Raw genomic sequence first — 15,562 nt, 5'->3', positions numbered from 1 at the left:
CGGAGGCCTTCGCGAGCAAGCTCGCTCCCACATTGATTTGTGCAGGCATGAGATCCCTGTGGGAGCGAGCTTGCTCGCGAAGGCAGCGACTCGGTATAGAGCCAGTCAGGATTTATCGGAGGGATGATTCATCGAGGGCGGCTGAAGTGGATGGACTTCCTGTCCACGCAAAGCGGTCGCCACATAACCGCAGGCGCGTCGGGCTCCCGCATAAATGCCGTGCCAGCCCGGCGGTGCCGGCTCGATGGCAGCATGCAATGCCAGTGCATAATCGAGCACAAACCCCGGCGTCCAGGCCATGGCCTCAGCGCGCTTGCGCACCTGGGCCGCGACCCAGAACTCAGGGCTGATGATGACCCGGGCAAAATCCAGCATGCTCGAATGGCCGCGGTTCATCGCACCTTCCAGTGCCGCTTCCAGGCTGTGCGCAACGGCACTCGAGCAATTGCGGCTGGTGAGGTTATAGGTGGTGTTCTGCCGATAATCCGCCCAGAAAGCCTGCAGCCGTGCGGCGTCGTAATGCACGAAACTCACCTGAACCGACGACGGGCACCAGTCGGCGACTTCACTCGCATAGTCCTGCAGAAACCTGCCGGGAACATCGTTGTTCGGCGTGGCCCGCAGCAACCGCACGAAATCCCCCGCCGAACGATCGATGTCATCCAGCGGGTAATGGCTGATATAGAGGTCCGGCCCACATTCGAGTGCCGCATGGCCGGCGGAGATAACGCCGTTGATGTCGACGGCGGCGATGTAACGGTTAAGCAACCGGTTACGCACCAGGGTGTCGTCAACCGTACCGCTGGGCGTCCAGACATGGATCACCAACGCGCCACCGTTTGCCGGTGCGTACACCGGGGAAGGTGCCACCGGCGTATGCCCGTTCCTGAACCGCAAGGCCTGCTGCAACAAGGCGCAGCCCGAGAGAAAGATACTCATGCCAATGCAGAATGGCACCGTTCCCTTGTAAAGCGTCGGGTACGGTTCGAGGATGAACAGCGCGAAGCCGATCTCGAACAACCCCGCCAGCAGTGACATTTGCCAACCGACAAAACGCACCACCACGGCGGCCGCCAGGCGAAAACCGCCGTCGAGCAGAAAAGCCGCACCGAACAGCACCGCGAGAATCAGGCCGGCAGCATGTTGCCGGTCGACGATCAGCAGCCCCAACAGCAGAAAAGCCAGCCCCCGTGCCTTGCGCAACGCCGCCGCCGTGCCGGTTTGCGGGGCCGGCACCAGCAAGATGATCAAGGCTTCGAGCAACAACAGATAGCCGAACACATGCAGCGGGAAGTACAGAACGCCATCCAGCGCATCGATGAAGATCGCCACCCCGGCCGCGCCCCAGACGATGCCGGTCAACGCCAGTGCTGACCAACGCCGACGGACAAAATCCTTACCGAGCAAGACCATACTCAAACGGACCATAGGCGCCCCCGGGACGTTTCGGGCAGTCGCAATCTGCAGCCTTGAAGCTGAGGTCAGTCTAATACATCAAAAAAAAGCCGGATCGTGGTGACATGATCCGGCTCTGTGGGAGCGAGGCCTAGAAGTCCCGCTTGTAGAAGATGTCCAGCGAACTGGCCACGCCGCTGGCGGCTTCGAGGTAGACCTTTTTGCTCAACTTGTAGCGCAAGGCAATGGTGTTGGCCGGTTCGAACACGCCGACGCCATAACGCAGGCTGAGCTTCTCCGAGATATTGCCGCTGGCCACCACGCTGGTGGTGTTGCCGCTGCCCTGGGTGTCGAGCTGGAAATCCTGGATGCCCAGATCCTTGGCCAGGTTGCTGGTCACCCCGGAACTGCCCATCAGGCCCAGACCGAGCGCCGCTTGCGCGAGCATGTTGTTGTCTTCGCCGTTGCTGCTCAGCGGACGCCCCAGCACCAGATAGGACAACGCCTGCTCCTGGCTCATCGCCGGCTCGGAGAAGATCTGCGTGGTCGGCTGCTCGGCGCTGCCGCTCAGGCGGATGCCGGCAATGACGTCATCGGTCTGGCGAATCGCCTCGATGTCGAGATACGGCTGGTCGATCGGCCCGGCAAACAACAGACGCGCACGACGCACCGTCAGGCGCTGGCCGTAGGCGCGGTAGCGACCGTCGTTCAGCCAGAGTTCGCCACGGGTGTCCATGTTGTCGCCAATGTGCACGTGTCCTTGCAGATTGGCGGTCAGGCCGAATCCGGCGAAGCTCAGTTTGTCCTCGCCGACCACCACGTCGATGTCCATCTTCATGGCCATCGGTGGTTTGCCCTCTTCGGTCTGCGCGCCGACGATGATCGTGTCATCGGAGACTTTCACCGTCGATGGCGGCAGTTCGCGCACGGTGATTTCGCCTCGGGGCACCAGTACCTTGCCGGCAATCGCCAGCTCGTCGCCAGCCATGGAAATCTTCAGGTCCGGCGCCACTTCAAGCTTGGCGTAGGGTTCGACGGTGACCGGCAATTGCGTGCCCTTGAGCGCCAGATCCACCATCAGCGCCTGACCCCAGGCGACGTTGCCGCTGAGGCTGCCCTGCCCGGTCTTGCCGCTTTTCCAGCCGCCATCCAGGCGCACCGATTCGCCGGCGATCACCGCTTGCAGTCGCAGATCCTGCAACTGCAACGGCAGTTCCGGGCCGGAGACCTCACCGTCACTGAGTTGCACGGTGCCGTTGACCAGCGGCGCGAGCAGCCCGCCGGAGATCGTGCCGCTGCCGTTCAGGCGCCCGGTGAGTTTCTCGACCATCGGCACGAACGGCCGGGCCACCGAGAGATCCAGCCCGCTGAGGCGGAACGAGCCGTTCAGCGGTTTGTTCTTCGGCAGCGGATTGAGCTGCGCCTGCACCATCAGTTCACCGAGTTTGCCACCGACGAAATTGAGGTCGGTGTCGATGCGTTTCGGCGTGAGTTTGCTGGTGAGCTTGAGGGTCTGGTACGGGAAGTCCAGCCACTGGTCCTTTTCCTTCATGCGCAAGGTGCCGCCGCTGGCATCGACGCTGATCTGGCCGTTCGGGCCGCTGGCCGGCAGGTCCAGTTGCAGGTCGGCATTGAGCTTGCCCTGCCAGGCGAAGTCCTTGGGCAACCATTGCGCCAGGCTTTCGATCGGGAATTGCTTGAGGTGGTAACGCAGCTTCGGTTCCGGCATCAAGCGCTGGTCTTCGCCGCACAGGCTGGCGTTGCCGGACATCCAGCAATGGGCGCCGAAGTTGATCTTGCCGTCGGCCAGACGTTCGAGTTTCGCCGGGTTCTGCAGCTTCCAGTCCTGACCACCGGCCTGAATGTCGCCACTGGCCAGACGCCCGCGCCAGTTGCCTTTGTCCAGATTGCCGTCCAGGCCCAGCGCAAGTTTCAGCTTCGGACCGAGCAGGTCGAGGTTGAGTTTCTGGCTTTTGATATCGCCCTGCGCGCTGACAGTCAGCACACCCAGGTTCGTGTCGCCAGCCTGGATACCGCTGCCCTTCAGATCGATTTTCGCCCGCTGCGCGCTGTCGAGGGTGGCGTCGAGATTGAGGCTTTGCAGGCGATTGTCCTGGAACACCAGTTGCGAGCCTTGCAGATCGAGCTTGCCTTGCGGGGCTTTCAGCGTACCGGCGACATCGACCCGACCGTTGACCTGCCCGCGCAGCTGCGGCCAGAGCTGGGCCAGACGCGGCAGCTTGATGTCGATCTGCCCGGTGAGCTTCTGTTGCAGGCTGCCCTTGCCGTTAATGCTGTTGTCGCCGAGACGGATTTGCAGGGCGTTCAGATTCCACTGTTCACCGGCGCCGTCAGCCTTGGCTTGCAGCACCGCCGGTTGCCCGCGCAGTTTGCCTTTGAGGTCGAGGTCGGCGTTGAGGCTCAGGCGTTCATTCTTCATTTCGCCGGTGCTTTTCAGCGGCCCGGCCAGTGTGCCCGGCAGCTCCGCCATCCAGTACGCCGGGTTGAGCGCGGACAGTTCCAGCGCCGTGTCCCAGGCAATGCCGTCGGCGAACTGCACGTTCACGTGCCCTTCGGCCTTGCCCTGCCCCGCTTCGAGCTTGAATTGCGGCAGGAAGATCTGTTTGAGGTTGCCACTGAACGGACTGCTCAGGCTGAACGCCCCCGCCGGGCCATCCAGTGCGGCGGCGAAATTGCCAAGGTATTGGCCGTCGGTGTAGGAGACTTCGCCGTTGAATGTGCGCAAGGCGACTTGCGGTTCATCAATCTCGGAATAGAGCCGATGCCACGGAAAGTCCTGCCAGTTGATGTTGGCCTGGGCGCTGAGGCCTTTGCTCCAGTCGACATTGCCGGTGAGCTTGAGGCTTTGTTTGTCATTAGCGGTCAGGTCGAGGCCGGCAATCTGTGCGCCTTTGGCGTCGACTTTGCCTTTGAGCAACAACGCTACTGGGCCTTTATCCGCAGGCAACGTCGCATTGCCGAGCAATTGGTAACCGTTTTTCAGGTCGCCTTCGCCGGTCAATACCAGTTGATTGAGTTGCAGGGTGTCCGGCAGATCGGCGCTCGGCTTGAACGCCTCCGAGGTGATGCGCACCTTGGCCGGCAGGTTTTCCGCCAGCGGTTGCAACTCGCCGCTCAACTGGCCGTCGAGGTAGCCACGGCTGTCGGCGTGCAGGTTGAGGGTCTTGAGCAGATCGCCATCGACTTTCAGTCCCAGCGTCCATGGGCCGGTGCCCGGTGACGGCAAGGTCAGATCACCGGCAATGTTCAACGGCCAGTTACCGGTGGGCTGCAACAGGCCGGAAAGATTCAGGCTCAGGTCGTCGCGCTGCAGTTTCACGCTGTCGATCTGCATGCCCTTGGCAGTCCAGTGTGCCGCCAGTTGCAGGCCTTTAAGCTGTTCGCTGCCGTTGAACAGCAGGCTGCCGACTTGCACGTCACCCAGCTCGATGGCCACCGGCAATTGCAGATCCGGCAGTTTGATCGGGCCGCTGTCGGTGGTTTCTTCGCCGGGCGGGAATTGCAGAATGACCTGATCGGCCTTGAGCTGCTCGATGCACAGCGTCATGCGTGTCAGGCACAGCGGCGACCATTCGAAGATCGGCTTGTTGAGCTCGACGCGGCTGCCATCCTGCTGCCAGAGCAAGTGATCGGCGCTCCACTGTCCACCGAGGCGACCCTGGAAATTGTCGGCACTCAAACCCGGAACCAGACCCAGCACCCAACGGCTGCCAGCCTGGGTACCGAGCACGGCGGCAATGCTCAATACAATCAACAGCACCAGCGACAACAGCGCCAGCGCCGAAATTTTCAAACCACGCTTCACAGCTCAGGCCCCATGGAAAAGTGCAGCCGGATGCCGCCATCGTCGTCCAGCGCATGGGCCAGGTCGAGGCGGATCGGCCCCACCGGCGAGACCCAGCGCACACCGATACCGACCCCGGTCTTGAGGTTCGGCAGTTCGAGTTTGTTGAAAGAGTTGCCCTGGTCGACAAAGGTCGCGACCCGCCATTTTTCGGCGATCGAGTATTGGTACTCGACGCTGCCGGCCACCATGTAGCGCCCGCCGATGCGGTCGCCTTTGGAGTTTTCCGGGGACAGACTCTGATAGTCGTAACCGCGCACACTCTGGTCGCCACCGGCGAAGAACCGCAGCGATGGCGGCACCGAACTGTAACCGTTGGTGGCACTGCCACCGACCTGGACACGTCCGAGGAATCGGTGGTTGTCGAACACCGTGGTCAGACCTTTGATCAGCGCCGTGCCGTACAGCAGATTGTTGTCCGAGCCGAGGCCTTCTTTCGCCACCTTGCTTTCGAAGGTCAGGCGATAACCGTTGTGCGGGTCGATGCGATTGTCACTTTTCAGGTAGGAGTAACTGATGCCGGGCATCAGCAAGGTACTCAGGCCCGAATCGTCACCGAGCTGGTATTCCTCGCGCTGCCATTTTAGCGAGATCACCCGCTGCCAGCCGCTGGGCAGTTTGCTGTGCCATTCCGGGCCGAAGGTCAGCAGTTTGCTCAGGGTGTCGGAGCCGTCGATGTCTTCGTACTGATAACCGCCGGCCCAGCGCAATTTGTCGGTCAGCGGCGGGTCCAGCGGAATGTCATAAAACAGGCCGACGTTCTGTCGTGGCGCCGAGAGTTCGGCCTCCCAGCCGTAACTGTCGCCCTGCGGGTTGACCCAGTGGCGGGTCCAGTTGGCCTTGATCCGCGGGCCGACGTCGGTGGAGTAACCGAGGCCGAGGCCCATGGTGCGCGGCTTGCGGGTATCGAGTTTGACCGCGACCGGGATCACGTCGTTTTTGGCAGCGGTCGGTGCCGCATCGACCCGCACGCCTTCGAAGTAGCCGCTCGATTGCAGGTCGCGATTGAGTTCGGCGATCAGCTCGGAGTCGTAAGGCTCGCCCGGTTTGAACGGCACCATTCGCTGGAGCAGGTCTTCGTCGAACGGCGTATCGCCTTCAAAACTGACTTTACCGAGCGCATAACGCGGGCCGCTCTCATAGATCAACTCGACATCGGCCACCCCGGCACGTGGATCGACCATCAGTTTCTGACTGGTGAAATGACCACTGAAGAAACCGAAGCGCGAGGCCTGATTCTGGATCAGGCGCTTGGCGTCTTCGTAGCGGCCATGGTTGAGCACCGCGCCGGGCTTGAGCACGTCGCTTTTCGGTACACGAAAGGATTTGAGGGCGGCAGCGGGTCCGTCGACACGTACGGTGACATTGCGCAGGCGAATCGGCTCGCCGGGATCGATCTTCAGCACCAGGCGCGGTTTTTCACCGCCCTTCACTTCGCTGTCGATCTGCGGCTGGTAGTAGCCCAAAGCCTGGGCGGCCTTGCGCGCCTGCTCTTCGGCACCGCGACTGAAGCGCTGCAAGGCTTCTTCGTCACGATCGCCGAGGCTGCCGATATAGCCTTCTATATTGGCCTTGAGTTCATCGTTGGACGGTTTGACCCGCACATCCAATTCACTTTGCGCCAGCGCCGCGCAGCTGGTTAACAGCATGAGCACGCCACTGGTAAATCTTCCTGGAAACTTCATAGGGGCGGATGCTATCACGTGCTTGGGAGCGTGATAGAACCAGACTTTTCTGAAAAAGTTCGATGGTTATGCCGTTGCAGTTTGTAACACCTGTGGATTGGCGTGGAAAAACACATGCTCACGTACCGGGCCGACGGCGACTTCGCCGATCTCCTCATACCCCTGACGTTTGTAAAACTCCAGGTAACGCGGATTGCCGGTATCGAGGATCACGCCCTGGGAGCTTTCGTCCACCGCGCACCAGTTGTGCACCGCTTGCAGCAGCTGTTCACCGAAGTGTTTGCCCTGAAATTGTGGATGAACGCCCAGCAGCGGCAGCATGTGCACCGAATCGGTCGGCACGCAGGCTTCAACGGCGGCGTGATATTCCAGATAACGCCGCGTGCAGCGGAAACCGGTGCTCAGCACCATGCGCAAACGCCAGGCCCAGCTCTCGGTGACGCCCAGACGCCGTTGCGGCGGCGCGATCAGGGCGATGCCGATCAAGCGATCGTTGACCAACAGGCCAATGGCCGGCAGATCCTGCAAAAAATGCTGTTTGACCAGCTCCCGCACCGTGGCGCGCACCCGTTGTTCGTAACCCGGGCGTTCGGCCTCGAACAGGTAAGCGAAGGTCGGCTCGTGACGGTAAGCCTGATACAGCAGGGATCGCGCTTCACGGGAATAGCCGCGGTCGAGCATGTGGATGTCGGCGATGGCGGTCGAGGTTTCAGGCATGACGGTGATTCTCCCTGGACGGGACTCAACAGGCCCCGTTCTTGTTATACGAGCCTTGGGCTGAAGGGATCGTTCCCACACCCGAAAGACATTAGCAGCGCATATGGACTACCGCCACGCTGGCCCAGATCCTACATGTCAGCTAGCATCGCCCTTTTGCCAGGACTGCCGACCATGAAGATCGTTTCCTTCAACATCAACGGACTGCGGGCCCGTCCGCATCAGCTGGCGGCGCTGATCGAAAAGCATCAGCCGGACGTCATCGGCCTGCAGGAAACCAAGGTCCACGACGACCAGTTCCCGCTGGAAGAAGTGCGGGCCCTGGGTTATCACGTGTATTTCCACGGCCAGAAAGGTCATTACGGCGTCGCCCTGCTCTCGCGCCAGGAGCCGATTGCCGTGCACAAAGGCTTCGCCACCGATGAAGAAGACGCGCAGCGGCGCTTTATCTGGGGCACTTTCGCCGACGCCAACGGCGTGCCGGTGACGATCATGAACGGCTATTTCCCACAGGGTGAAAGCCGCGACCATCCGACCAAATTCCCGGCCAAGCAACGTTTCTACAGCGATCTGCAAACGCTGCTGGAAAGCCAGTTCAACAATGAGCAGCCGCTGGTGGTGATGGGCGACGTGAACATTTCCCCAGAAGACTGCGACATCGGCATCGGCCCGGACAACATGAAGCGCTGGCTGAAAACCGGCAAATGCAGCTTCCTGCCGGAGGAACGCGAGTGGATGGCCCGCCTGAAAAACTGGGGCCTGACCGACAGCTTCCGTCACCTGAACCCGGACGTGGCCGACGTCTTCAGCTGGTTCGACTACCGCAGCCGTGGCTTTGAAGACGAGCCGAAGCGCGGTCTGCGGATCGACGTGATCCTGGCTTCCCATGGTTTGCTGCCACGGGTGAAAGCCGCCGGTGTCGACTATGAACTGCGCGGGATGGAAAAGCCTTCGGACCATGCGCCGATCTGGCTCGAGTTGAGCTGATAGCTCAATCACCTCACATCGCTGTGGGAGTTCGCTCCCACAGCCTGAAGACTGTCATCTTTCAGAAACGTCCCTGACTTAATCTCCCCGGCAATCCCCTTGGCTGCATTCGGTGCCGGCATGACCCTGCGCGTTCTGTTCGTCTTTCTCCTGAGTGCCTGGCTGCAGGTTTCGGCCGCTGCATTGCCCATTCCCGAGAACGGCGCGGTCCTGCGCATCCAGGGTTCCAACACCATTGGCGCAGCCCTCGGCCCGGCGCTGGTTGAAGGCCTGCTCGAAGATCAGGGACTAGTGAAAGTCCACAGCGAAACGCCGGACACCGCTAACGAGCAACGGGTCGTCGGTCTCACGGCTCAAGGTAAACGGGTCGTGGTGGAAATCGCCGCCCATGGTTCCAGCACCGGTTTCTCCGCGCTCAAAAACAACAGCGCCGATCTCGCTGCCTCTTCCCGTCCGATCAAGGACAGCGAACTCGCCAGCCTTGTTTCGCTCGGCGATCTGAAAAGCCCCGGCGCCGAGCAGGTCATCGCCATCGATGGCCTGGCGATCATCCTTCACCCCGACAATCCGCTGAATCAACTGAACACCGAGCAACTGGCGCGGATCTTCAGCGGCGAGGCCAAGACGTGGGAAGAACTCGGCGGCAAGGGTGGGACGATTCATCTGTATGCGAGGGATGATCAGTCCGGCACCTACGACACGTTCAAGGAACTGGTCCTCAGCCGTCGTGGAAAAACTCTGAACAGTTCCGCGAAACGTTTCGAGTCGAGCGAGCAATTGTCCGACGCGGTCAGTGCCGATCCACAAGGTATCGGTTTTATCGGCCTGCCTTACGTGCGCCAGGCAAAAGCCGTGGCAATCGTCGACGGGCAGTCCCAGGCCATGCTGCCCCTGGCCAGCCTGATTGCGACTGAAGACTATCCACTGTCCCGTCGGCTGTTCTTCTATTTGCCACCCGACAATCAAAATCCATGGGCCGCAGCCTTGGTGGATTTTGCGCAAAGCCGCCAGGGCCAGGCGATTGTCGCGGCCAACGGTTTTATCGCCCAGACCGTGCACGCCATTTCGGTCACGCCGAATGCGCTGATGCCCGAGGGTTATCAATCCCTCAGCCGGCATGCCCAGCGTCTGACCGTGAATTTCCGCTTCGAAGAAGGCAGCGCCAGCCTCGATAACAAGGCCCGTCAGGATCTGGCCCGGGTGTTCGACTATATAAAGCACCACGACAAGACCGACCGCGCGGTAACGTTGGTGGGATTCGGCGATGCCAAGGACGACCCGGCCCGGGCGGATTTGCTGTCGAAGCTGCGGGCGATGGCGGTACGCCGGGAGTTGGTGAAGAACGGCGTGGTGTTGCGCGAAGTGCGCGGGTTTGGCGCGCTGATGCCGGTGGCGACCAACAGCGGGGATGAAGGGCGGATCAAGAATCGGCGGGTTGAGGTTTGGGTTTACTGAGCCTGATGTTGATGCGTTGAACGAGCAGGCCCCATCGCGAGCAGGCTCGCTCCCACATTAGATCTCCAGCGAACACAAAGTGTGTGGACACCTGCAAATCCGTGGGAGAGAGCCTGCTCGCGATAGCAGGCACCGCGGTCTCAATGACCGCTACGCAGCATTTCCTTCGGCACATACTTGCCGATCTCGAACTTGCCGATCGCCGCGCGGTGCACTTCGTCCGGGCCGTCGGCCAGGCGCAGGGTGCGTTGCATGGCGTACATGTAGGCCAGCGGGAAATCGTTCGACACCCCTGCCCCGCCATGAATCTGGATCGCCCGGTCGATCACCCGCAACGCGACGTTCGGTGCGACGACCTTGATCTGCGCGATTTCGCTCTTGGCGACCTTGTTACCCACGGTGTCCATCATGTATGCCGCTTTCAGCGTCAGCAGACGTGCCATGTCGATTTCCATCCGCGAGTCGGCGATCTTGTCGACGTTACCGCCCAGACGCGCCAGCGGTTTGCCGAATGCAGTGCGGCTCACCGAACGTTTGCACATCAGTTCCAGCGCGCGCTCGGCCATGCCGATCGAACGCATGCAGTGGTGAATCCGGCCTGGGCCGAGACGACCTTGAGCAATTTCGAAGCCGCGTCCTTCACCGAGCAGGACGTTTTCGTACGGCACCCGCACGTTGTCGAACAGCACTTCGGCGTGGCCGTGAGGCGCGTCGTCGTAACCGAACACCGGCAGCGGGCGGACGATCTTCACGCCGGGGGTGTCGACCGGCACCAGGATCATCGAGTGCTGGGCATGGCGCGGGGCGTCGGGGTTGCTCAGCCCCATGAAGATCAGGATCTTGCAGCGCGGATCACAAGCGCCGGAGGTCCACCATTTCTTGCCGTTGATGACCCACTCGTCACCATCGCGCACGGCACGGGCGGCCATGTTGGTGGCATCGGAGGACGCAACGTCCGGCTCGGTCATGGCGAACGCCGAGCGGATCTCGCCGCGCAGCAGCGGTTCGAGCCAGCGCTGTTTCTGTTCTTCGTTGGCGTAACGCACCAGCACTTCCATGTTGCCGGTGTCCGGTGCCGAACAGTTGAACGGTTCGGGACCGAGCAACGAACGGCCCATGATTTCCGCCAATGGCGCGTATTCGAGGTTGGTCAGGCCGGCACCCAGTTCCGACTCAGGCAGAAACAAATTCCACAGCCCTTCGGCCTTGGCCTTGGCCTTGAGCTCTTCCATGATTGCGGTCGGCTGCCAGCGGTCGCCCTCGGCAACCTGCCGTTCGAACACGGCTTCGGCGGGGTAAACGTAAGTGTCCATGAACGCGGTCACGCGCTCACGCAGTTCCTGAACCTTGGGCGAATAAGCGAAATCCATGAGCAATTACCTTCTGTGGCAGAGGTTGTTTAGGTCATGCAATCGATGCTAGAACAGCGCTGATAATTTACCTAGCCTATTCTCGGCGTGTATAAACATTCATCACCGATATATGATTGGTTGATTTTCCTGGCCGCCCTGACCCGCGCCATCCACCTATAAAAAGAGAGCCGCGTAATGAATCTGAGCAAGGTCGACCTCAACCTTTTCATCGTCTTCGACGCGATCTACACCGAAGCCAACCTGACCCGCGCCGGGCAGATTGTCGGCATCACCCAGCCGGCGGTGTCCAACGCCCTGGCACGGTTGCGCGAGACCTTCAACGACCCGCTCTTCGTACGTACGGCTCAGGGCATGGTGCCGACGCCCATGGCGCAGAACATCATCGGCCCGGTGCGCAACGCGCTGTCGCTGTTGCGGGTATCGGTTCAGGAAAGCCGGATTTTCAACCCCTCGCAAGCGGTCAAGACTTACCGCATCAGCATGACTGACCTTACCGAAGCGGTGATTCTGCCGCCGCTGTTCCAGCGTCTGCGTCGCCTGGCGCCGACGGTGATCATCGAGAGCTTCCTGTCCAAACGCCGGGAAACCACCAAGGAACTGGCTGCCGGGCGTCTCGATTTCGCCGTGGACGCGCCGCTCAACACCGACCCGCAGGTGCGCCACGTCAAGCTGATGGAAGACCGTTACGTCTGCGCGATGCGCAAGGGTCATCCGTTGGCGACCAAGGAAAAGTTCACCCTCGATGACTACCTGTCGCTGACCCACATTCATATTTCCAGCCGTCGCAGTGGCCTGGGCCACGTCGATCTGGCGCTGGGCAAAATGGGCATCCAGCGCAAGATCGCCCTGCGCTCGCAGCACTATCTGATGGCGTCCCAGGTGTTGCAGCAGACCGACATGGTGATGACCGTGCCGGAGCGTTTCGCCCGCCGTCATGACCTGCACGCATTCAATCTGCCGGTCAACGATGTGCCGCCGGTGGAAACCCATTTGTACTGGCACGAAAGCACCGATCAGGACCCGGCCAACCGCTGGATGCGCGAGCAGATGATCGAGTTGTGCCAGCAAGTGACAGCGCACGAGAAGAAGCTCGACAAGCTGCAGGCGCCCGCCACTTGACGTAAACGTCAACCTGCCATTAGCTTAGCGCCAAGACCTTATTTCGAGCGCTTTCATGAGCAGCCAGACCTACAGCATTTCCGACCTCGCCCGCGAGCTGGACATCACCACCCGGGCGATCCGCTTCTATGAAGAACAAGGCCTGCTCAGCCCCGAGCGCCGAGGCCAGGAACGCATTTATTCGCCGCGCGACAAGGTCAGCCTGAAGCTGATCCTGCGGGGCAAGCGCATCGGGTTTTCCCTGGCCGAGTGCCGCGAGCTGATCGAGCTCTACGACCCCTCCAGCGGTAACACCAAACAACTCAACAGCATGCTGGCGAAAATCAGCGAGCGCCGGGAACAGCTTGAGCAGCAGTTGCTGGACATCGAACAGATGAAACTGGAACTCGACACCGCCGAAGAACGCTGCGTGCAGGCGCTGGAGCAGACGCTCAAGAGTCAGCAATCAGTTCAGTAATCCAAATAAATCCCGATGTGGGAGCGGGCTTGCTCGCGAAAGCGGTGTTTCAGAAACATATTTGTCGACTGACACTCCGCTTTCGCGAGCAAGCCCGCTCCCACAAGGTCTCCGCAGGAATTCAAAAGAGCAGGTCAACGCCATGTCCCTCCCCTCCCAAGTACGCCTGATCGAAGTCGGCCCCCGTGACGGCCTGCAGAACGAAGCCCAGCCCATCAGCGTTGCCGACAAAGTGCAACTGGTCGACGCATTGAGCGCCGCCGGCCTCGGCTATATAGAAGTCGGCAGTTTCGTCTCGCCCAAGTGGGTGCCGCAGATGGCCGGTTCCGCCGAGGTGTTCGCGCAGATCCAGCGCAAACCCGGCGTGACCTATGGCGCGCTGGCGCCGAACCTGCGCGGCTTTGAAGACGCGCTGGCGGCCGGGGTCAAGGAAGTCGCGGTGTTTGCCGCTGCGTCCGAAGCGTTTTCGCAGCGCAACATCAATTGCTCGATCAGCGAAAGCCTGGCGCGGTTCGCGCCGATCATGGAATCGGCGAAACAGCACGGCGTTACCGTGCGCGGTTACGTCTCCTGTGTGCTGGGTTGCCCTTATGAAGGCGAGGTCGCCCCGGAACAGGTGGCCATGGTGGCCCGCGAGCTATATGCAATGGGCTGCTATGAAGTTTCGCTGGGTGACACCATCGGCACCGGCACCGCTGGCGCGACCCGCCGGCTGTTCGAAGTAGTCTCGAAGCAGGTGCCCCGAGAAAAACTCGCCGGCCACTTCCACGACACCTACGGCCAGGCCATGGCCAACATCTACGCCAGCCTGCTGGAAGGCATCGCAGTGTTCGACAGCTCGATCGCCGGCCTCGGCGGCTGCCCGTACGCCAAAGGCGCCAGCGGTAACGTCGCCACCGAAGACGTGGTGTACCTGCTCAACGGACTGGGTATCGAGACCGGGATCGACCTCGACGCCTTGATTGCCGCCGGCCAGCAGATCAGCGCGGTACTGGGTCGCCCGACGGGTTCGCGCGTGGCCAAGGCCCGTAGCGCACAGTGAGGGCGAAGGTGTTACCGCTGTGTCCGAAACGTGGGCATAGACGAGTAACACGGAAACAAATTGTCTGGTTTTGCCTGAAGGAAAAATCCTTCAAAAAACTCAAACCCTTGATTTACAAGGGTTTTGAAAAGTTGGCACGGCTTCTGCTATCTCTATGGCATAACAAGAATAAAAAGCAGCAAACCAATAAAAATAAGACGTACCGACTCTGACATAACAAAAACAACACGGCAGAGACGCAGCTAACAGATTTTTTTGGAGAAGGTGTGCTTTTCAGGGTGTTCCTCGGAATGACCCGCAACCGGGCAGAGAACAATAAAACTACCTTCAGGTAGCTCCCGAATCGGTTGGATCGCCTGGCGAGAAAGCAGATCAGCGCTCAAAAAAATACGTTTGCTCTTGACCCCGGATGGGGGTCGCCAAAAACAGCGGTAAAGGGCCACGGTTGCCAAAAACAACAACAGACCGCCCCTCAATAATAAAAAGAGCACGCGACGACAAAATTAAAGGGGAGCTTCGGCTCCCCTTTGTGCTGTCTGGCGTTCTGAAATTGTCCGCGACGGATCTCCTCCCTCATCTCGATCTTCCTACAAGCGCTCACTCTGCATAGATTCACGCGCCTCGACTTCCAGCCACTCACTGCTAGCAACCCCATCTAAAACACTAAGGATTCACGGCTTTCGCTGTGTGTAAACACCACGCCGCACGGGCGTTTAAAATACACGAACCGTTACGCCATAAGGGCTACAACACCTTGCGTCGTTGCCTACGCGTACGCCAGAATCCGCCGGCTTGTGCGCTTAGACCTCGGACTCTATCGTTTACCTGCCACTGCCCATCAGTGGTCGGGTTTAGTAGCCCGTATGGTCTTAGTAAGTGCATGAGCCCCATTCAGTCAGGTACATCTAGTCCTGCACTTGATGGTGGTTGTGCGCAGGGCGCTCTCGAGCGCGCCGGTCTTGCTAATTCCTCCGGTCTACTAACCTGCGCACAGCCGCCACCCTTCTTTTAGTAGAGAACGGTCGCGGCCCTATTTCAGGAATTAGATATATGTTCAAGATTACGCCTAACCCTCCGGATGCAGATCCGATCCCCTACGACGCCGCACTCGAAGCCGAAAACATAAAAACGGCAACCGAGCGGGCGATCAATCATTACCTCAATCCCGGGGCGCAGAAGACGTCCAAGCCATCGCGCAAGCCCGGAAAGATCTATCTGGTCAATCCAACGGTGGATGACGAAACGCTGCTGGTCGAAGCGTGCGAAACGCTGTCGTCGGCCAGTGATATGGCCCGGGATCTCGGCGACACCGTCGATCCGTCGCAGCGCAAGGCGATGCAGATTCTGCAGCAGGTCATCATGCTGAGTGAGCTGCTGGTCAATCGTGTGCTGGATAACCATCACGTCTCGCGGTAGTTGCCGCCTCGGTGGGGGGCTTGTCCCCTCACTGCCTGGCAGCCGTCTACA

Annotated in this window: 11 protein-coding genes; 6 read left to right on the top strand and 5 right to left on the bottom strand. The window is 60.4% G+C overall.

Translation table 11 applies throughout. The features are described from left to right. Positions 1-105: 105 nt before the first annotated feature. The 4 genes from CAG02_RS22945 to CAG02_RS22930 all read right to left on the bottom strand — a co-directional run bounded on the left by CAG02_RS22945 (position 106) and on the right by CAG02_RS22930 (position 7,662). Positions 106-1,428, bottom strand: coding sequence for a hypothetical protein (locus CAG02_RS22945; protein ID WP_085712426.1), 1,323 nt, complete (start codon positions 1,426-1,428; stop codon positions 106-108). Positions 1,429-1,546: 118 nt separating this feature from the next. Continuing rightward, the gene (locus CAG02_RS22940; protein ID WP_085712427.1) at positions 1,547-5,221 is read right to left on the bottom strand and encodes a translocation/assembly module TamB domain-containing protein; all 3,675 of its coding nucleotides are present in this window, start codon (positions 5,219-5,221) and stop codon (positions 1,547-1,549) included. Continuing rightward, a complete protein-coding gene (locus CAG02_RS22935) occupies positions 5,218-6,945 on the bottom strand; it encodes an autotransporter assembly complex family protein (protein WP_085712428.1) in 1,728 nt (575 codons plus the stop codon). The genes CAG02_RS22940 and CAG02_RS22935 overlap by 4 nt, the downstream gene beginning before the upstream one ends. A gap of 66 nt (positions 6,946-7,011) precedes the next feature. Further along, positions 7,012-7,662, bottom strand: a complete 651-nt coding sequence (locus tag CAG02_RS22930) for an N-acetyltransferase (RefSeq protein ID WP_085712429.1) — start codon at positions 7,660-7,662, stop codon at positions 7,012-7,014. A gap of 174 nt (positions 7,663-7,836) precedes the next feature. On the opposite strand from CAG02_RS22930, the gene xthA reads away from it, so the two are divergent. Continuing rightward, entirely contained in the window at positions 7,837-8,649 is an 813-nt protein-coding gene (gene xthA / locus CAG02_RS22925) for an exodeoxyribonuclease III (protein ID WP_085712430.1), read from the top strand. A 120-nt stretch (positions 8,650-8,769) separates the two neighbouring features. Next, the gene (locus CAG02_RS22920; protein WP_085712583.1) at positions 8,770-10,104 is read left to right on the top strand and encodes a substrate-binding domain-containing protein; all 1,335 of its coding nucleotides are present in this window, start codon (positions 8,770-8,772) and stop codon (positions 10,102-10,104) included. Positions 10,105-10,244: 140 nt separating this feature from the next. On the opposite strand, the gene CAG02_RS22915 is transcribed toward CAG02_RS22920, so the two are convergent. Beyond that, the gene (locus CAG02_RS22915) at positions 10,245-11,474 is read right to left on the bottom strand and encodes an acyl-CoA dehydrogenase (RefSeq protein WP_003223710.1); all 1,230 of its coding nucleotides are present in this window, start codon (positions 11,472-11,474) and stop codon (positions 10,245-10,247) included. A 177-nt stretch (positions 11,475-11,651) separates the two neighbouring features. Here CAG02_RS22915 and CAG02_RS22910 point away from each other — a divergent pair, with 177 nt between their 5' ends. The 4 genes from CAG02_RS22910 to CAG02_RS22895 all read left to right on the top strand — a co-directional run bounded on the left by CAG02_RS22910 (position 11,652) and on the right by CAG02_RS22895 (position 15,511). Beyond that, complete coding sequence (locus CAG02_RS22910; protein ID WP_011334997.1) at positions 11,652-12,596, top strand: LysR family transcriptional regulator; 945 nt, start codon at positions 11,652-11,654, stop codon at positions 12,594-12,596. Positions 12,597-12,651: 55 nt separating this feature from the next. Next, entirely contained in the window at positions 12,652-13,053 is a 402-nt protein-coding gene (locus CAG02_RS22905) for a MerR family DNA-binding transcriptional regulator (RefSeq protein ID WP_085690041.1), read from the top strand. Between the two features lie 142 nt (positions 13,054-13,195). After that, positions 13,196-14,095, top strand: coding sequence for a hydroxymethylglutaryl-CoA lyase (locus tag CAG02_RS22900; protein WP_085712431.1), 900 nt, complete (start codon positions 13,196-13,198; stop codon positions 14,093-14,095). 1,050 nt (positions 14,096-15,145) lie between these two features. Then, positions 15,146-15,511 carry a DUF6124 family protein gene (locus CAG02_RS22895; RefSeq protein ID WP_085712432.1) on the top strand — a complete coding sequence of 122 codons (366 nt, stop codon included), beginning with the start codon at positions 15,146-15,148 and terminating at the stop codon, positions 15,509-15,511. Positions 15,512-15,562 lie beyond the last annotated feature (51 nt).

It is taken from the genome of Pseudomonas sp. R43(2017) (assembly GCF_002112345.1).
Taxonomy (GTDB): Bacteria; Pseudomonadota; Gammaproteobacteria; order Pseudomonadales; family Pseudomonadaceae; genus Aquipseudomonas; species Aquipseudomonas kribbensis.
This window is presented reverse-complemented; position numbering and strand designations above follow the sequence as displayed.